This window comes from Gimesia panareensis (assembly GCF_007748155.1).
Classification (GTDB): Bacteria; Planctomycetota; Planctomycetia; order Planctomycetales; family Planctomycetaceae; genus Gimesia; species Gimesia panareensis.
The window spans coordinates 289,243-307,829 of record NZ_CP037421.1; the positions used below are offsets into that span (position 1 = coordinate 289,243).

General features: G+C 52.6%; 19 protein-coding genes and 2 tRNA genes. 12 read left to right on the plus strand and 9 right to left on the minus strand.

Features of this window, described 5'->3' with window-relative positions:
- The first annotated feature begins 6 nt into the window (after positions 1–6).
- The 9 genes from Enr10x_RS29780 (at position 7) to Enr10x_RS01160 (ending at position 5,878) form a co-directional block, all read left to right on the plus strand.
- A tRNA-Cys gene (locus Enr10x_RS29780) sits at positions 7–78 on the plus strand.
- A 654-nt stretch (positions 79–732) separates the two neighbouring features.
- Positions 733–877, plus strand: a tRNA-OTHER gene (locus Enr10x_RS29785).
- 355 nt (positions 878–1,232) lie between these two features.
- The gene (locus tag Enr10x_RS01130) at positions 1,233–2,843 is read left to right on the plus strand and encodes a TROVE domain-containing protein (protein WP_145452583.1); all 1,611 of its coding nucleotides are present in this window, start codon (positions 1,233–1,235) and stop codon (positions 2,841–2,843) included.
- A 101-nt stretch (positions 2,844–2,944) separates the two neighbouring features.
- Complete coding sequence (locus Enr10x_RS01135) at positions 2,945–3,490, plus strand: hypothetical protein (RefSeq protein ID WP_145447907.1); 546 nt, start codon at positions 2,945–2,947, stop codon at positions 3,488–3,490.
- A 2-nt stretch (positions 3,491–3,492) separates the two neighbouring features.
- Positions 3,493–3,816, plus strand: coding sequence for a hypothetical protein (locus Enr10x_RS01140; RefSeq protein WP_145447908.1), 324 nt, complete (start codon positions 3,493–3,495; stop codon positions 3,814–3,816).
- A 161-nt stretch (positions 3,817–3,977) separates the two neighbouring features.
- Positions 3,978–4,262: a hypothetical protein gene (locus tag Enr10x_RS01145; protein ID WP_145447909.1), complete on the plus strand. Its 285-nt coding sequence runs from the start codon at positions 3,978–3,980 to the stop codon at positions 4,260–4,262.
- Positions 4,263–4,381: 119 nt separating this feature from the next.
- Complete coding sequence (locus Enr10x_RS01150) at positions 4,382–4,708, plus strand: hypothetical protein (protein WP_145447910.1); 327 nt, start codon at positions 4,382–4,384, stop codon at positions 4,706–4,708.
- A 103-nt stretch (positions 4,709–4,811) separates the two neighbouring features.
- The gene (locus Enr10x_RS01155) at positions 4,812–5,186 is read left to right on the plus strand and encodes a hypothetical protein (protein ID WP_145447911.1); all 375 of its coding nucleotides are present in this window, start codon (positions 4,812–4,814) and stop codon (positions 5,184–5,186) included.
- Positions 5,187–5,191: 5 nt separating this feature from the next.
- A complete protein-coding gene (locus Enr10x_RS01160) occupies positions 5,192–5,878 on the plus strand; it encodes a hypothetical protein (RefSeq protein WP_145447912.1) in 687 nt (228 codons plus the stop codon).
- Between the two features lie 24 nt (positions 5,879–5,902).
- Here the strand turns inward: Enr10x_RS01160 and Enr10x_RS01165 are convergent, their stop codons facing one another.
- Both Enr10x_RS01165 and Enr10x_RS01170 read right to left on the minus strand, forming a co-directional pair.
- A complete protein-coding gene (locus Enr10x_RS01165; protein WP_145447913.1) occupies positions 5,903–7,264 on the minus strand; it encodes a hypothetical protein in 1,362 nt (453 codons plus the stop codon).
- Positions 7,265–7,650: 386 nt separating this feature from the next.
- Positions 7,651–8,220, minus strand: coding sequence for a BLUF domain-containing protein (locus Enr10x_RS01170; RefSeq protein ID WP_145447914.1), 570 nt, complete (start codon positions 8,218–8,220; stop codon positions 7,651–7,653).
- 186 nt (positions 8,221–8,406) lie between these two features.
- Here Enr10x_RS01170 and Enr10x_RS01175 point away from each other — a divergent pair, with 186 nt between their 5' ends.
- The 3 genes from Enr10x_RS01175 to Enr10x_RS01185 are packed head-to-tail and all read left to right on the plus strand — an operon-like array spanning position 8,407 to position 10,223.
- Positions 8,407–8,802, plus strand: coding sequence for a hypothetical protein (locus Enr10x_RS01175; protein ID WP_145447915.1), 396 nt, complete (start codon positions 8,407–8,409; stop codon positions 8,800–8,802).
- 44 nt (positions 8,803–8,846) lie between these two features.
- Positions 8,847–9,464 carry a hypothetical protein gene (locus tag Enr10x_RS01180; protein WP_145447916.1) on the plus strand — a complete coding sequence of 206 codons (618 nt, stop codon included), beginning with the start codon at positions 8,847–8,849 and terminating at the stop codon, positions 9,462–9,464.
- A 42-nt stretch (positions 9,465–9,506) separates the two neighbouring features.
- Positions 9,507–10,223, plus strand: coding sequence for a DUF434 domain-containing protein (locus Enr10x_RS01185; RefSeq protein WP_145447917.1), 717 nt, complete (start codon positions 9,507–9,509; stop codon positions 10,221–10,223).
- Positions 10,224–10,303: 80 nt separating this feature from the next.
- On the opposite strand, the gene Enr10x_RS01190 is transcribed toward Enr10x_RS01185, so the two are convergent.
- The 7 genes from Enr10x_RS01190 to Enr10x_RS01220 form a co-directional block, all read right to left on the minus strand.
- Positions 10,304–11,938, minus strand: coding sequence for a ComEC/Rec2 family competence protein (locus Enr10x_RS01190; RefSeq protein WP_145447918.1), 1,635 nt, complete (start codon positions 11,936–11,938; stop codon positions 10,304–10,306).
- Positions 11,939–12,225: 287 nt separating this feature from the next.
- A complete protein-coding gene (locus Enr10x_RS01195) occupies positions 12,226–12,450 on the minus strand; it encodes a PF20097 family protein (protein WP_145447919.1) in 225 nt (74 codons plus the stop codon).
- Between the two features lie 173 nt (positions 12,451–12,623).
- On the minus strand, positions 12,624–13,418 hold the full coding sequence (locus Enr10x_RS01200; RefSeq protein WP_145447920.1) for a hypothetical protein: 795 nt from the start codon (positions 13,416–13,418) through the stop codon (positions 12,624–12,626).
- A 297-nt stretch (positions 13,419–13,715) separates the two neighbouring features.
- Positions 13,716–15,593, minus strand: a complete 1,878-nt coding sequence (locus Enr10x_RS01205; RefSeq protein ID WP_145447921.1) for a WD40 repeat domain-containing protein — start codon at positions 15,591–15,593, stop codon at positions 13,716–13,718.
- Positions 15,590–16,099, minus strand: coding sequence for an RNA polymerase sigma factor (locus Enr10x_RS01210; protein ID WP_145447922.1), 510 nt, complete (start codon positions 16,097–16,099; stop codon positions 15,590–15,592). The genes Enr10x_RS01205 and Enr10x_RS01210 overlap by 4 nt, the downstream gene beginning before the upstream one ends.
- 392 nt (positions 16,100–16,491) lie before the next feature.
- The gene (locus tag Enr10x_RS01215) at positions 16,492–17,511 is read right to left on the minus strand and encodes an MBL fold metallo-hydrolase (RefSeq protein WP_145447923.1); all 1,020 of its coding nucleotides are present in this window, start codon (positions 17,509–17,511) and stop codon (positions 16,492–16,494) included.
- 359 nt (positions 17,512–17,870) lie between these two features.
- Entirely contained in the window at positions 17,871–18,458 is a 588-nt protein-coding gene (locus tag Enr10x_RS01220) for a phospholipid scramblase-related protein (RefSeq protein ID WP_145103132.1), read from the minus strand.
- Positions 18,459–18,587: the final 129 nt, after the last annotated feature.

Genomic DNA, 18,587 nt, shown 5'->3' on the forward strand with positions numbered 1-18,587 from the left:
TGAACTGACGCTGGAGCCAGATGGCCAGGCGGCTGCCTGCAAAGCAGCATCAAGTGGGTTCGACTCCCACCGGCGTCTTCAATCGACCAACTGCCGATTCAGACTACATCTCTTTGTGACAGAAACGATGTCTGAATTATCCCTTCGTTGGTCGGTTTACAACTCGGTGCATTAAAGGGGTGCATTAAAGGGGTCTGGTCTCCTTTAATGCACTAAAACCCAACTGCCTGTCGGGATTACATCGTAACTATGACGGTCCTAAGGTAGCGAACCTGGAGTGATCCAGGGAGCGTGAGCGCAACGGCATCTCTCTGAGATGGTCTGGCGTGTGCCCACTGTCGGTCTCACATGCGGCCGATAAGAGCGGCAATTGAATCTCGACATCCACTTCGTTGGGTTTTGAAAAGTACGTAACCGACTGCCGATCTGGAGTACATGGCTCAGGACCCGGGGGTTGTGGGTTCGAGTCCCACCAGCGCCATTTTCAAACGTGTCGCGCTGTAGCTCAAAGGTAGAGCACCGTAAAAACTCTGGTTCACCACTTCGTCGGTTTTACTACAGACAGGAGACGATCTGTCAGACGCAGATCGCATGCATTCAAGGAGACCGAAACTTTGATCGTCGACAAGCTTCAACTCAACTAGCATCACATTCAAACAGGACCGACTGACGAATGGGAGTACATGTTAATCTGATCGATGTGGGTTCGAGTCCCACCAGCACTCTGAATCGGGTGCTGTAGCTTAACTGGTAGAGTTTCAGACGTTTTCTCGTTCCACAACTTCGTCGGTCATTTGAAACAACATCCCGACTGAATGCTGGAGTACATCGATTCTGTGATCGGAAGATCTTGCGGGTTCGAATCCCGCCAGTGCCCCCGGGCACTGTGGTGAAACTGGAAGACACGCAGAAATAATCTCTGGTGATCCCTTCGTCGGGAATCTCACTCGACTGCCGGAGTGGAGTACATGGTTTCGCCGGTTCAACTCCTGCCCGGCCCACTGAATTCTTTAATTCAGGGCCGGACCCTGAGCGCCGCGTGCGCGCGGTGAGGCAGGGTGGGCTCTGCTCAAACACTTCGTCGAGTGCTTTTATTGGGTCTGCATTAAAGGGGTCTGGTCTCTTAAAAAAGGAGACCAGACCCCTTTAATGCGAACTTTCAACCGGATCCGGCTGCCGTCAGTGGGGACTGATACGGATTTCGCCGGACCCATTCTTTAAAGGAGGCTATGATGGCCAATAAGTCTTTGTTTTCCAGTCAGAACAGTCAACTGCCTCGTGCGGATTCTTTCAACGAGGCCGGCGGTCGAGCTTACAAGTATGCGCCGAAGCATGCGCTGGCGCAGCTGGCGGCAACCGGTACTTTTAACAACGTGTTCTACGCGAATGCTCAGACACAGCTGGACGATCTGCGCAAGCTGATCGATCAGGTGGACGACAACCGCTACCTGGCACAGCTGGCCGTGTATGCGCGGGAGCGGGCCTGCATGAAGGACATGCCGGCAGCGCTGCTGGCGACACTGTCGACGCGGGACACCGAGCTGATGCACCGCGTGTTCGATCGGGTGGTGGACAACGGCCGCGTGCTGCGGACGCTGTTCCAGATGATCCGTTCGGGCCAGTTCGGCCGTAAGAGCCTGTCGTCGAGTCTGCAGCGGGCGTTTCAGCGCTGGCTGAATGAGGCCTCGGTGGGTCGACTGCTGTCGGCTTCGATCGGTCACGACCCGAGCCTGCGCGACGTGTTGCGACTGGCGCGACCAACGCCCGTCGACAACGAGCGGCGTGCGCTGTTCGGCTGGCTGACGGATAAGGAGTCTGCCAAGTGGGCTCCGGCGACCGAAGCGGACCTGCCACGGCAGGTGCAGCAGCTGATCGCCTATCGTCAGGCAGAAACCGATCATGCGCAGGCGGAGATCGTTGAGAATCTGTCTGTGCGGTGGGACCTGCTGGCCGATGCGGCGAAGAGTCCGCTGGTCTGGAAAGCGCTGGCCCGACAGATGGGACCACAGGCGCTGCGGATGAACCTCAACACGCTGTTGCGGCACGATGTGTTCAACGACGCAGCGCTGGTGGATTACGTGGCAGACCGCCTGGCGGACGCTGAGGCGATCCGTCGTTCGCGACAGTTTCCGTACCAGTTCCTGGCGGCTTATCTGAATGTGAGTGCCAACGTGCCTCACAAGATTCAGACGGCGCTGCACCAGGCGGCTGAGATCGCCTGCGGCAACGTTCCGGAACTGCCGGGTCCGGTGGTGATCGGTCTGGATACGTCCGGTTCGATGCAGTGTCCGGTTACCGGCTGGCAGCGACGTGCTGCCACCAGCAAGATGACCTGCGTGGATGCTGCGGCACTGTTCACGGCAGCGGTGTTGCGACGTAACCCGGACAGCGTGGTGATTCCATTCGATACCCGGGCGTACAATGCCCGCCTGGATCCGTCGGACTCGATTCTGAGTCTGTCGGCGCGGCTGGCGAAGTACGGCGGCGGTGGTACCGACTGTTCGATCCCGCTGCACGTGGCGAACACAAAGCTCAGCAAACGTGTGTTCGCCGGCTGTGTGCTGGTGAGCGACAACGAGAGCTGGGTGCGGCAGGGCCGTTACGGTTCGACCGGCGTGATGACCGAGTGGCAGCAGTTCGTGAAGAACCAGCGGCGACTCGGCGTGGCGGATCCGAAGCTGGTATGCATCGACATCCAGCCTTACGGTTCGTCACAGGCTCCGGAGCGGGACGACATCCTGAACATGGGCGGCTTCAGTGACGCCGTGTTCAACGTGGTGGCGTCGTTCCTGGACAACGACGCCGGCCGGTTCGTCGCCGAGGTCGAGTCGATCGAAGTCTGATCGGCTCGGTTGTTAATCAGGGACGCCCCTGGTCTGAGAAATCGGGCCAGGGGCTTTTTGTGTGAGATATTAGATTTGCTTAGTTCATTAGGTTTCGGATAATGAAAGACATGTTTTCATTTACTGTCAAATCTGATGCCTATCAATCCCTGAAGAATACAACTCAGCTGGAGTTGTATGACTCTGTGGATTACGCCCCCGCCGTGATCTCAACAGTCTGTCGAGCGCTTTATGAAAGTGGGGCTTTTGAGTTTAAGCTTTGTTTTGGTGACGCGGAGGAAATTCTGCTTCCCGTTGATTGTGAACTTTCGATATTCCTGGAGCAGTTGCCAGAGGTTATCTCTGCATCAAAGAATGAACACGTCCGTAGCTTTGTAATCCACTTTTTTGAGCAAGGTTTCAACTTTGATGTATTAGTGCAAAAAAAGAATGGACTCTATCGCGTGTCGTTTGATATGAGTGACTGCGATAATTCGGTACATGAAGGTTATGACATCGAATTTTCACATTTTGAATCGATGTTACAGGAGATTGCTCGGAAGTTTGTAGAGATCGCACTGGAAGTCTTTCCGGAGTTATCTGAGAATCAGGCTCTGATTCAATGGAAAAGAGAAGTGGGGATCCAAAATGGAAATTCTGGAGAGTAGCTGTGCATCTTCCTGATCCAAGTCATCCTATGGAATTAACCAGATCACAACTTGACTTACTGGAGCGACTGCAGACTGTACTGGCCGGCCAGGCGACGCAGGAATTCACTTATGTAACGGAGTACCTGGGTTATCTGCCTTATGGGCAATATTGCTGGCTTGCAGCGGCTGGCCAGGATTTACCAGGCGAGATTCTAGACAGCATGAAGTTCTCGGATCTTGAAGCTCTGGAAAAAGCAGGGTACCTGCGTCGGATCAGCGAGTGGCAAAATCCCAAAGACGAATTGGATTGCAAAATTACTTATATGCTGCGAGATGTTGAATGACATGAGCGGAGGACTGTCCCCAGTCCTGATTTGTGTCAGCATTAGTGGCCGCGATTTTTGTAGCCCTCTCTTGACAATTTCTTGCAAAATAGACAAAAATACACTGCCTCTGCCGTTGATCGGTTATACCGAAATCATTCCGTCTCATTCAGGTTCTGTGGATGATCGAAGACTTTTTTGCGATATCGATTCTGGTTTCCCTTGCCGCCGTGCCATTGGTTTTATGGCTTGGTCGGCGCAAGGTGTATGACGTATTCCATACCCAGGGTAAGTGGACGATTTTGCTGAGTTGTGTTGTGGCTTTGAACATTGTCGCAGCGATCGTGCATTTGGGTTTCGGGGTTCGAGTTTCAGGCGTCAACGAACTCTGTTGGGCGGGTATTCTGTTCCTCGTTTTCATCTGGATTCGAACGCTCGCATTGCTCACTCAAAAGGTTTCCACCTGACCAGACGTTTTATACGACGCTACGTTCGGAGCCCCAACTTTAGTAGCTCATGTCAGATTATAAACAGGGAGAGTTCTGACTCCTTTAAACGTCCCGAGTAAAATTAAAGAACCATCCTGATGTTGAGTTTCCGATTAAGTTGTCCCTGTGGATACTTATCAAATATTGTAAGTTATGGGAGAGAGCTTTTTTCACCAGTTGATTATTATGTACCCGTTATTGTGGACGGTGACGAAGAGTTACATCATATTTGTATCAAACTACGGGAAGGCGAATCCGAGGAAGCGTTTTTCGATCGTCTTGATTCTTCAACTGAGGAATGCTTTGCGCAACAATTTGGCGAGAATGCGACCCTGATGACTCCATTGGATTTATTTGGAGAGCAGATACTGAAGTGTCCTCGTTGTGGTCAGGAACGGGCAAAGTTTGTATCTGCCGGTTTTTAGTTTTGTGATTGTGTCTTCAATCAGGATGAACTGCCCCTGGCATTGATGGTTGTACCGAAACTGATCCTTCCGTTATTCAAATCAGACACAAACGAGGTTCCAGATGGATGACAAATACTTTTCCCGCAGAGGGTGCTGGCACACGCTGGAGGGGCAACTGGTGGTGCATGATACTTTCAGCGATCAGGCTCCCCGGATGATTACCATGGAACCCTGGTACGGGGTGGTCTTCATGTCTGCCGATGGAGAGCACACGGTCGACGAATTCGTTTCCAATATGGCCGGACAGTACGAAGGGGGCGCACCGGCGGGGCTACGGGAACAGATCCACGAAATCATCGGCACGTTGATTGAGGAAGGTATTTTGCGTCTCCACGAGGAACGCGAGCCGCTGCCGGCTTATTTTGCGGAAGAGTATTTCGAGCAGGATGCGGAAATCCGGAAACAGCAGATGCAGGCCGACGGTCTGATTGATTGAGCTCGATGATGAAATCCTGTTTTGAAGTACTCCTGTTTTGTGTGCTGCTGCTCAGCAGCGGTTGTCGTGAAACCCCACCTGAAGCAGCGAATTCCTCAGCCGAAAGTCAAGCCATGCCGTCAGCCAGCAGCCGTCGCTGGGTCACTCTGGATCAGGTCGCGGGCCTGCAATTTGTAGAGGACAGTTACGATCACGAATCGATCGAGTTAGCCGGTAAACGCCGCCACGAGAACCCGGATCTGGATTTAGCAGACATGTCCGAAGCGGAGATCAAACGCTATGGAGAGTTGAACGGCCTGCTGCATCGAAAAATGGAAGAGTGCGTCAACAACCATTTTCGCGACACACCTGTTCCGGAGATTCTGCAAAAAGAGGGGCTTGCTGATAAAACAGTCTCCCCCTTCACATATCAGAACTGGGACTGGTACGGTCCGAGCTATGAATGCTATCTCGTTGTCTGGGAAGATGCTCTGTCGTCAAAGTTGCTCATCGAACTGCAGTCGCTGCTGACGGGTGACCACCGGGACTGGTGCATTGTCGTTTGTACGACCCGACAGACGGACTTCGAAACCAACCACGAAATCGGCGTGTTTTCCGATGAAGTCCTGATCCCCAAGTCGGCTACGCCAGACCTGAAGATCAGTCGGCAAACCCCCAAAGCTCCCCCTGATCACCAGGGCGGATCAGAGTGACCTGTTCCGTTCCGGGCAGGCTGATCATTTTTGCGCGTCGGGAAACGGTGCTTCCTCTTCTTCTGCTACCAGAATCTTCGGGCGGATCAGCAGGACACTGCGGGTTTGATCGGCGCTTTTGTTTTTAAATACTTTCGATTCCTGTTCCGCTGCCGGGACGCCTGTCTGGTGCGGCTGCTGCCGGGCGAGTTCAATGAGGATCGTCTGGCCGTCGGGAACCGTATTCACGTAGGACCAGGTCACGGCACCAGTCGCTTCCCGGTCGCTGACCCGCAGGTTGAGACGGACGTCGCGGCGATCCGCGGAAATGACCGGCTGGAGATAGAGGGAATGTTTCAGCGGGTGTTGCTTGCCTCCTGCCAGATAGTCTGTCAGACCTGCTGTCTGCGCGTTGAACAGCGTGACCCGGGGCGCCTGGATCAGGTTTGTCCGGGCGTTGTTTTGTGCCTCGTTCAACAGCAGGGCCACTTCTTTGTCTGTGAGGATGATGCCCCCGAGGGGGCCGTTGTTCTGTGGCTGCTGGCGGGTGGTTTTCTTCTTGTCGAGATCGAGATCGAGGCCGATCTGTTCCCAGAAGTCCTCTGGTATGTTTTCGAGAAAACGGGTTTCCACATCAACCTGGAAGTCCTGCTGCCGACGGAGCTGCGTGAGCAGTTCCTCAACTGCCTGGTGCCCCTCTGACGACTGTCGGATTACCAGACTCAGCGTGGGATCATAAGATCGGATCGAACTTGTCCCTCCGATGCGCTCCCAGCTCCGGGGTTGTGCCGACGATTCAATAATCTCGATCAGCGATTCGAAGTTCACGGCGGAGGCACTCAAGATCGGTAGTTTCTCACCCGCGGGAACCGGACCAGCCATGGGAATAGGAACCACTAGATCGGCAACAGGATAGGTGCGTGTGGTTTGCTTGCCCTGGGCCCGCGTATCACTGGTGATGACGAGGACTTCATCTTTGACGGTATACGCGAGATCGAGCGGCATCAGCATCAGGTTGAGCACACTCTTTAACTGGATGCCTTCGACTTCGATGGTGATGGGACTCTCGGGGGTTAAGCCGACTTCGTTCAGGCCACGAGTATCGAGGAAAACGTTAATGCCGAAATCCCGGGAGAGCGTACGTAGCACGTCGGCCAGCGGCTTCTTTTCGGCATTCAGTGTCACGGACTTTTTGAGTGCCTTCCGGATCGTTAATTCGGAGGGAGTCGCATTCGCTGAAGGATCCAGTTTTTTTGGCTGTGTCGCGAAGGCCGCCTGCTGAATTTTGTTTTGTGTGTTCTCCGGGCGGACCGTGTTGGCAGGAGACGGTTCTGAAGGATCTGCGGCGATCGACAATCCAGCGGCCAGCAGCGGCAGCAACAGGGCGAGAAGTAAGTAATGTCGCATGGTTCGATTCCTTTCACGACGGTGCGGCCAAAAGTTCGCGGCGATTTGTTCCCTTCGTCATCGGCTCGACGGACAATTTCGAGGCCATCATGGGGCCTGGCCTGCAGCAATCATCGCATCCTGTTACACTCGCAGGACTTGCATGATTTCCAATTCTCGTCCTGCGGGTTGATGTTTCAGATCGTCACAATTGTCTACTGCCCGAGTCGCGGCACTCTACTCTCGGAACGGGAAATCTGTCAAGAGGAACCAGCGGCGTGGCAACCCGGGTAGAGCGAACGGACTCAGTGGGAAATCTATGAGAGAGGGGAGTTTAACGCAGTCAGGGTTTTGTTCTACCGGCAATCAAAAATGCCTGCCCTCGTTAGGCTCATTCCTGTTTCAGCTCAATCAAGCTGAATCAGGTCCTCTGCCTGCTCTGTCCGGTGCTTTTTCAGTTCGATAAAGATTTTTAAAGCGTATTTTGCCAGATCTCGCTTTTCACCTGCAGAGGTTTTTGCATGCAGTGATCTCATACAGGTTTTCAATTTATAGAAGTCAAACTCGGTCGTATCATCCAGATTGTATAAACCCATTTTCCAGGTGGGAAAGAGGCGTTCCTGGACGGTGAAGGAAATGATACGGTTGATGCGACAGTGCCTTTTATCCTTTTGAATCCGGGAGAACACCGCTTCTACACTATTATAGTCCCCTTCCAGAACCTGGAAAAAATGACCGCGATCATAGACCAGGACCCCCGTAATGTTCTGGGCCGCATTGTTGCGACAGGCGACTCTCAAGATTTCTTTCAGATCCTCCTTTGACATCGGAAGGACACTCTTACTCACGTAGATCAGATGACACAGTTTCACAGTTTCACAGTTGCTCAGCCAGGAATAAATGAAGATGCAATTTGGTAACCCCTGAAGTGGCTTATCGGCTTCAAATGGAGGGAATCGACTCAAAATCGATTGCATTCAATACATTCAGATTAAAATATCGGATATTCATCGAATTAGATTAACTGAATTGCATTACTACAGTTAACGATATGTGACGATCTGTTACTGTTACGTCTTGTGGCATGTATGCTTGTATGGTTTCAGACAGCTCTCTCAACGTAGTTTGAAAAACCAGGCATTTTTTTCTCCAGAGATCTCATTATGGAATTCTATTTTCAACAAGAAGTTCAGGTTCGAAAAAAACTGGAAGAACTGATCCACGCTGCCTATGCTGGTGACTTAACGCCCGAACGGCAGAAAGAGTTTGACGAAAGCCTGCTGTTACATGGGTCCCATACCGAAGATAACCTTGATGCCATTTCCAGAATTGAATTTGCGCCTCAAAAGCACGATCAGATCACAGACTATTATTTTCGTTTAAAAAGTGATCAAACCGAACTGGCAGAGATTACCAATCATTTAGAAGGTGAACCGATCCCGGATTATATTCAGGCTGCATTTCCCCATTTGTCGCAAGAGGACTGGGATGCCACCTTTCGCTACATCACTCTGTTGTTAACACTCCTGGGAGTGAGGGTCTCAGAGGACGAGAAGTAATCTCATCAGGAAATACAGGGGTCGTTGACGCGGGTTTTCGGTTTATGAACAGAGACAGACTCAACCTGGTGCTCACGGCAGTCGGCGTGCTGGCCGTTATTGCGGGTTGCGTGCTGTTTCCGTTCTTTCGCTGGATCGCTATCGGCTTGATTGTGACGGTGCCCCTGCTGATCGGTTCGCTGATGATCGTTGTGGGAGTGCTGCTCAATATCGGCGTGCGTGGTCCCCGCTCGCTGTCCGGCCGGAGGTGCCCCCGGTGTGGTAAGCGGCGGGCGCTGCGGGAATACAACCGGGTGTTTCTGTATGGGAACGCCAAGTTTCCCTTTGACCATTTCAATGTCATCTATCGCTGCCGGTATTGTGAGCAGATCCAGGTGCAGGAAGAGCACGTCCAGCATCCCCATCAGTATGCGACCGATCGATCGGCGGTGAAGGTTCTGATCCCCGGCGGCAACTGGCAGCGTTACGCTGATGATCTCGCCGGCAAGACGGTGGGGTTTGTCAGAAACGAACTGGAGGAAGAGGAGCTTGTCGCCTGCCAGTTGTCTGCTCTGGTGAATGGACAGGGAGTGACCGATGATTATGTGCTATCGAGAGGAGAACTGCTGGAGTTTGTGAGAGCCGGCAACAGGGATCCTGAATCGAACAGGGAAGTGGATTGATTTAATTGAAAATTATCAAGTGCTAGAAAAGGGGTGAAAAAGATGCCCGACCGGCGTCAACATCGTGGTGCACATCCGCAGGATCAATTGCTGTTTGCGATCGATGCCGCGCCTGAATTGCGCCAGGCGACCTGTGATCTGAACTGGCTGTTGACGCGCGGCTATGCGTCCGTCTCGGCGCTCAAACTGGTCGGTGATCGCTACGAATTGAATGCGCGGCAGCGACTGGCGGTGGCCCGTTGTGCCTGTGGTGCAGACGAAGCGGCCCGTCGTGCAGCGCACCAGGTTCAGATGCGCGACCTCGCGGAGCAGGAGCTGTGGCTCGATGGTTACAACGTGCTGACATCACTGGAGGCGGCGCTCTCGGGCGGGGTGATTCTGCAGGCCCATGATGGCTGCTTTCGGGACATGGCCAGCATGCACGGCAGCTATCGCAAGGTGGCCGAGACCGTTCCCGCAATTCAGATCCTGGGAGAACTGCTGGCGGAGTGGAAAGTATCCCGCTGTCGCTGGCTGCTCGATCAGCCGGTCTCTAACAGCGGGCGCCTGAAGACGATGCTGCGGGAGATCAGCGAGGAGCGCGGCTGGAACTGGGAGATCGACCTGGTGCCCGATCCCGATCCAGTGCTGATCCGCGCTGATCAGGTCGTCGCTTCCGCCGACAGTCAGATTCTCAACCAGGCCGAACGCTGGTTCAATCTGGCCCGTACCGCCATTGAAGTGCGGGTGCCCGAAGCCTGGATCGTGGATCTGTCGTGAGAGGGGATTGTGCAGTTCTTCAGTGGATGTGACATTGCGGCACTCGTCCTGGCAAGCCATGTCACGGGAATCAGCCACTTTTACCTCGCCTCAGCGATTTGTTCCGGGGAAAGCGACGTAAAGGCCCAATCCTCACCCGACTCTTCCATCTGCGCGAAGAAGAGACGCTGGCCATCCGTTCGAATATTGATTAAACCGTACCGCAGGCCGCGAACGACCTTGGCGATGTCGAGGCGGGGCCAGTGGAAGGGGGTGGATTGGCTTGTGCCGAGAAACAGGCGGAATCGCGCCATTTCATCTTCTGTGTTGTACACGTTGTCCGCTCCAGTCGGCTTGTTTGCCTCGAAAGGCGGTCGAGGGGTCGGGTATTCCTTCATTTCGCCCACATTCGTGATGGCAACGGATTGCGCCACCTCGGTTATGTAGATCATCGGACAGATGAGGCTGTCGCGTTCGTGATCGACGAGACGTCGGCCGGTGATGGCACTGGCAGCAACGATGGTGGGTCGCGGATGGTCGTATGTTTCCGCGTCGCCTGAAGAGATGACCGTGCAAAGCGGCCGCATTCCCTCGAGGAAGCGATATGAGACATCGTGGCTTCCGTGATGGCAACCTTTGGCGACGTCACTCTTGTACTCGGCGAGGAAGTTCGCGCCATAGTAGTCCATGATATGGTTCTGGCTGTGGGTATTCAGGTCGCCGGTCAGTAGAATTCGGCGTTCGCCGTAGTCAAGGCGCAGGACGACACTGTGGCCGTTGGTGTTCTTCGAGTCTCCATCTGGAAACTTCTTGAGCCCGGGTACCCCGTTGACCTGGTTCTCTACCGGACCGAGCAGTCGGATAGCGCACTTCCCATCGGCTGGTTCAAAGCCCGGAAGGTAATCATGTGTGGCGGTCGAGAGGCGTGTAATGGCGGAGGGGGAACCCGACTTGCGTTTCAATTTTGTGGCGGCCTGGATGAACTGCCCCCATGATCCGCTCAAGGTATCTAAGTCTGGATCGTCGATCTTTGCCACCGCATCGAGGGCGGAACTGCGGTTCCCCAGCAGTTTGGTGTAGCAACCGCTGTCGGTGTGGCCGAGGCTGCGTTTCGCCCGCCCGCGGCTATCGCGTCCATTGAACCACCAGGAGAGCCCGGCATGGTAGACCACCTCAGCCGTTACCGCCTTGCAATCGAGTTCGGCCCGGTCCTTCTCGTCCTGGTCAATTAAATCGAAGAGCCCCCCGAAATGGTCGATGTCGTTGTGAGTGGCAATCATTGCGTCGAGCTGGATCTTCGTCTGATTGAGATCGTTCCGGTCGGCGAAGGAAACGTAGTCCTTGAAGAATTTCCAATCGACGAAATCAGCGGCGTTCTTACCGCCATTCTGAAACGAACGGGTGTTGCCGCCATCGACCATAATATTATGACCATCAGGAGTGACGACCAGGAGGCCGTCTCCCTGACCGACGTCGATGACATAGACCTCTAAGAGTGGCTCGCCGCCGAGATGTCGATTGTTGACCCACAATTCGACGTTGCGCCCGCTGACCCGCGTGACCCCCGGCCGGCTCTCAAGCACGCGCACGCGATCGCCCCAGATGTACGCACCTTTCTTACCACTGGAAGGAGGCTTGCGGGAACCATTGTCTTTTCTTGCCTGTTCGGCGGTTCGATAATAGTTCGCCGTGTCTGTTTTGATGACGTCATCCCACCACTGATTTCTAGCTGGCATAGTCTTCTCCTCAGTGACCGATTAATGGAAACAGTTTCTAACCCGGGAGTGCCATCCTCTCTTACATCACTGTTGAGAGACAGGGGTATGTATCATCTTAATGTGTCGAATGTTCAGTGGTCTGTCAATTGGAAAGGGGAATATAAGTTACCATTGTATTTGTTCGTTTGGTGCCGGGCAGTCTTTAGTGATGTGGAAGAAAAACGGTGTCAAGAATCATTTTCTGCTTCAGGTGCCAGTAAAAAACGTTCCCACCGCCTTCAATTTATCTGACACCTTTTTGTCTGCTAAACCTGCTCAGTGGCACAGGTCTCGACCAGACCACAGGCAGTGCAGCGGTAAACGTCGAGTTGGTATTGTTCGCCTGTAATCTCGACTGCGGGCGGAAAGGCGGAAATCTTAATCGTGGGAAGGTCGTTCCCTCTGACCCAGACCGCCTTCCTCGCACCGCCATAAGAAGAGTCAAGCAGGTAACCCTTTTCCATTTCTTCATTACGTTTGGGGCAAATCATGTGATTGATTTCCTGTATCATGGGTGAATGAAGGGCCTGGGTTGTACCAAGGTATGTGTATCTTCAGTCTAAACGGCTGCAGATTGACAAGCCAGGATTAATGATTGAATCAATAAAATCTCTCAGGAGCCCGGTCTTTTCTGTGGTGATAACGGAGTGCGATACTCCATAGTTCAATTGGAAGTCCTCTCAAACTGATTCCGGTCTAAGAGAGTTTTAAAGATCACAAATTCCGTCCGGGTACCATACTCGTCCGGGGTCATTGGACTGTCACCCGCTGTAGAAGTTAACAGTCCGATATCTGAGTGGGTTTCCCATTCTCCAAGAGCTTCCATCTGTAACTCTAAAGGGGAATCGCTGATACGGATGACTCCCCTGGAATTTTCCTCATCGTCCGCGGGACGCATTAAGTCCCAGAGACGTAAGGCAGACTCTCGGAGATTGGCGGGCAGATCGCTTCGTTTCAGGGAGAGCCCCCGTATGAGATCAAATTCGGTACAGAGGATTTTGTGAAACCATTGTGCGTAAGCGAAAGCTTCTGCATTGTAGAGGTTGGTGACAGGATCTGTCAGCTGAAGCCGATCTATGCGCGACGATTTCAGCACATCGTTCACAGACAGAAAGGGATCATCGATGACTTTCCAGGCTGCAGTTCGTAAAAATCCTGAATACTGCCAGGTTCTCACGGGGCTGGTCGACAGCCAGAAGTGGTTTTCCGTTTCTTCATCAAAGAGATAAACTGCCTGAGTCATGGCAACCGTATCAAACCAGTAATCTCCCACCCTGGGGGTCATCGGAGGTAAAGGGCCAATGAATTCCCGTTCTGATTGGATCTCTCCCTTGAGCCAGCGGAACAGACAGTCAGACTCGACATGCAGATTCGCGTCTCGTAGTGCTTCCACGAAGGCGTGACAGACTCTGGTAGCATGCGGCTGTTTCAGGTATTGTTCATAGGCAACATCAAGCATTTGAAAAGACCTGTTTTTTTCTCGGGTTCGGGGGAGCAGAGTCAGAGTCAGGAACATTTTTCAGCAGTGGGTGAGTTTCTTTTTTGTAAAATGGGGGATTGGTTTCTGCGGAGCTGCATGCAGGATTCTGTGATTTCATTCTGGTTAGGGAGTTTGACTCCAACAGTGTTGGACGAGTATTTAGACCGGACACATGGGACAATTGCTAATCAGCTCGAAATGACGCGAAACCGTTTAATGGTCCTGTTTCGGGATTCCAAAGAAACAGGCATGACGGTTGGGTGACTGGCAATCATGCTACGGAGCCATAAGCTGTTGGAGATTCCACAAGCGTAACGTCTTATCCTCACTGCCGGTGGCCAAGGTGTTGCCATCAGGTGCGAACTCGCAGCAGACGACACCGCCTTTGTGTTCGGTGATCGTTTTCTGCAGCTTGCCTGTGGTGACATCCCATAGTTTGACCGTTCCATCCCAGCTTGCACTGGCGATCAGGTGACCATTGGGAGAAAATGCCACCCAAAGCACCCAGCTCTCCTCGGTGTGGTCACCGCTGGCTAGTGTCTGCATGAGCTTTCCAGTTTGGATATTGTAGAGCTTTATATCATCTGCTGTCTTATTCTTCAGTGGATAGGGCCTGGACGCCGCACAGGCAATGAGCCGACCGTCTAGTGAGAAGGCCACCTGCCCTCGACCCGCAAAGATGCGAATCAATTCGCCTGTCGTTGGGTCCCACAGCTTAACCGGTCCATCGTTCGATGAGGTAGCTAGATAGCGTCCGTCCAACGAATACCGAATGTACGTGGTCTGTTTGTCATCGGCCAAAGACCGTTTCAGTGTGCCGTGCTCCGCATCCCAGAATTGTACGCCACCGGATACTTTTTTGCCTCTTCCACCGAATGGTCCCCCCCCGGTAATGCCTGCCGCCACGGTCTCGCCATCGGGAGAGAACGCCAAAGGTAAAAGCCGCTTGTCGGTGGTCCATTTGTTCTTCACTTGACCGGTCGTCGGATCGCGCAACTGGACTTCGTAGCCCACAACGGTTGCAAGATTCTTTCCGTCCGTTGAAGCTGCCATCCTGGACGCTCCGGCGATACCTTTGGACCAGTTCAACTTTCCAGTCGCGACGTTCCACTGCCGCAACTCGTTGGCTTTGCGTTCATGTGGAGCGACCGACTCTGGGTCTCGCATGATTGCGGTGATGGTCTTGCCCAGTGGCCCCCACACAATTCGCGAAGGGACGCGGTCGCGGCTCAAGATGCCCTGGGCCAGTTGCGACTGAGGGGTCCCCGACCCGGTAGAGGGGGGCGTCGATTTGTTTCGAGGCGGCATCGTTATTACAGTCCCCAACTGATAGCCATCGGGAATCGTCAACGCGAACAGGTTGGCGTCAAGCGGTTCGTTCCAAACAAAACTCTCAAACCGAATCTCCGTTTCCGCTTCCGGATTGGAATCATGTATCACGATCTTCACCGGCAGTCCGTCTATCGGGTCGACCCATACCAACATTTCGCCGTTACCACGCATGCCCAATAAGTCAACCTTATCGATCCGATAAACCTGTGTGAGACGCCCTTTCAAATCTTCCTCGCCGATGTTGATCGCGTTTTCCGGTTTGGTACGACGGAGTTGATCGATTGGGTTAACGAATTCTCTGGCGAAATGTTCGTCAATATCAATCGGCTGAGCAAGCTTGCGGTATGTATCCAGTACTAAGGCGTGTTTCTGCCTGAGATCGCCCACCTGAACCATCATCCCTTGAAACTGTTCGATCCGCAGCTGGTCTCCTTCGAGAAACATTTTGCCTTTGATCTCAGGCTGATGACCAAATCGCGTGGTCATGGTCAATTGAACTGAGCTGACTCTCTTGACATTCTGAATCACGTCCGCGAAGGCCTGTCCGGCTGTGCGGTTTATGAGTAGCGAGAAACCCGCAATTGCAGCAAGTACAACCACGGTCGCAACGATGCCATAGTGGTTGGGCATTCGAACAAGCCACGCTCGACGCCGTACACGTTGCTTATCAGGCGAGCTAGCCAGGGTATCGAGACTTGCCGCCCGCATCTTGATGCGTTCAACCGCGTCTTCCGGAAGAGTCTCTGCCAGGACAGCTTGTACGGCGGAATCCAGGAGGGGTTCCAGGTAATCAAATTCTGCTGTGTGGCGTTGATTGGTCATTGTGAGTTTCCTTCGTTGAGGACGGAAATTTGTAATATCAATCGTTGACGCGCCTTGTACAACGCGGTGGAAACTGATTCAGGAGAGATGTCCAGGCTCGAAGCGACTTCGTCGCGTGATAAATGCTCGAAATGGACCAGCGCGAAGACGGTAGCTTGCTGGTCGGGCAGTCGAGCGATCGCGGCGCGCAACCACTGGGCCAGTTCCCTGGCCGTCAATTCATCGAAGGGTTCGATGGTCGAAACATGGTCATTATCGTGCAACTCTTTGGCCAGTCGAGTTCCCCGTAGTCGGTCAATGGCTCGCAACGTCGCTAGCCGTACCAGCAATCCGGTCCAACTCTGTACAGGACCGGCCTGATGCATCCGATAAGCTTCGGTGAATACTTCCTGGGACACGTCCTCGGCATCGTGAACCGATCCAAGAATACGGTTCGCAATGCGAAATACTCGTTTCCCGTGTCGATTAACGATCTGTGCCCAATTCGGTTGTTCTTCACCTGTCATACAACCCACCTCATTACGTATTTTATTAAGGGTGTCTACTCAGTAGTCGTAGCCCAGATCCGTAAATGACCAGAAAAATATAAAAATCCGGTTCGGTGGTGCGCCACAAGAAACATCGTTTTCGATTGCTGTCCGGCATTCGATGAGTTTCGAGAACAAATTTAAGTGGGTTGATTGGTAAGGATCAATTTCAGATCGGATCGAAGTGACGCGAAACCGTTTAATGGGTCGAATTACAGGACGTCTGTAAAAACGAATGAGTTTATTGGATAACAAACAGGTTCACCGGGCACGCGGTGCAATGCGATTTACATTTGAACAACCGAAAAGCGTAAACGAAGGTGAAGACGTCGAATAGCCAAAAGACGAGCGTGTTCCGGTGCAACGCCTTATTAGATGTCGTTGCTTTGCGGTTCGATGCTCCAGTTTTTGGGGAAAACTGTATTTGGAAATATCATTCGGCATTCGGCCAACATTTCACCCCATTCATCTGTCGTATACCGGTCGGATAGATGGAATAAGACGAGTTTTCCGAAACCGGAGCGGGCGGCAAGGTGAGAGACCGATGTTGTCGTTGTGTGAAAGTTGCGTTGTGCGAGATCGATGTCTTGATCCCGGTACTGCGCTTCGCAGACAACCGTAGTGCAATCACCTAAGACTTCCTGCAGTTGTTCGCTCGTTGGATCGTCGAGCAGGAAATCAGTAAGGTATGCGATCGATTCGCCAGGCGATTCAATTAACAAATCATTGCGTAGTGCCGCGAGATCAAATGTCTGGCCATCGATGTCAATCGTAGGTGTCGAAGTGTCACTTTTGAGGTCTTTCATCCATGGGCCGGGACGCAGGCCCATTTCAGCAACACGGTCGGTCTGGACGTTCCACTTCGGTTTTTCTCGAACCACATATCCCAGGCAGGGGCCGTTATGCTTCAGGTGGATCGCAGAGACCGAATAGTCGCTCGCATCCAGTATCGGACTGCATTGTTCGGACTGTTTCTCGTTGTGGCGTTCAGAAAACGCCTCGGAAATCTCGTATCGGAATTGTTCAATGTGGGTCGGGTGGACGTCGTTTACAGACCAAGTTCCAGATTGATCCGCGTGAAGATTCCACCAGAACCCTTGAAATCGATGGTGCAGAATGGCAGACGTACCGGCAGGGCCCCAAATCACGTTCGGCTTGACATCGCGATTGAAAGTGCAACGGAAAAATGAATCAAAACCGCCAATGTGGTCCATGTGCAGGTGCGAGAAGAACAGATGATCAATCGCCTGGATCTCGGAAAATGGCAGGCTCGATAAGCAACCATCGCCACAGTCGAAAAGCAATCGCGCGATCGATTGTCCCGACTCGACGCGAACGAAAAGTGCATTATCGCGGCCTGGGTTTCCAAGCACTTGGTAGTTGAGAGTCATTTATCTCAAGGCATCTAACTTGTTATTTACCTGCACCGACTTGTTCTGAGATAACACTGACAGAGAACAAATACGTGCAAAATCAGCGGTTTTAGTTCTGATATGATGCTGGACATGATACCAGGCAAAATTAGATTTTCAATATGTAACTTTATTCTTCGTTTTAATTTACAGTCCTGTAACTAACGAGTTTCACAGACAAAATTGCGTGGGTGGTGACATAGTCCTGTTTCAAATCAGAACGAAGTGAGCGGTGGGCGGAAGACACAGATCGATCGGAACAAAATAAAGCGCCGTCGGAACTGGCGATAGACAGCCGACGAACCCGTTCTGCAAAAACGTCGTCAATCATGCGGCTGCTACTCTTTCAGCACCATGTCAATACACATTACCGCAGCCATAATCAATTGCCGCAGCGGATTGTCCTGCGGTATCGTGTCAAACATTTCCAGTACATAGTTGTCGGCACTGGTGAAGAGTTCCTTTCCCATCCCAGACCACTTTTTCGAGACGTGCGCGAACTCGACGTCATCTTTCATAAAGTGAAAGTTCCAGCCGGTCCATTTCCCTTTTAGCTCACATAAGGGGCCTTCATCCGGCCCTAAAACTCGAAATGCACCGCCGATTGAGAAAAACTTTTGTTTGAAACCGCCGATGTAGTTGTCGTTTTTGTCGAATACGGAGACGGTGGATAGAAAGAGGGAAACTCCGCGCGAGATGCGAATGACTTGCTCACCCGACGGCGTGCGGATTTGAATATCGAAAGGCGTCATCCGCTTATAGTCTGTGAAGCGGAGCATCTTCGTGAAGGTCCCCAGGTTATCCTCGCGGCATTCCAAAATAATTTCGCCCGATTCCGGGTCGTACACATCAAAGTTATTGGCCGCCTTGAACATACCGACGTGTTCTTTGACGAGATACAAATTGCGATTCAATACATCGTGCATGCTTTTTCACCCCATGGATTTACGGAAAATGATCTGAATCGCATTCTCAAGCGGTCCGGCTTCGCGCAGGAGCCAATCCGCATTTTCTCAATGAACCAGGAAAGCGTCCAGTTGTACCCCACAATAACA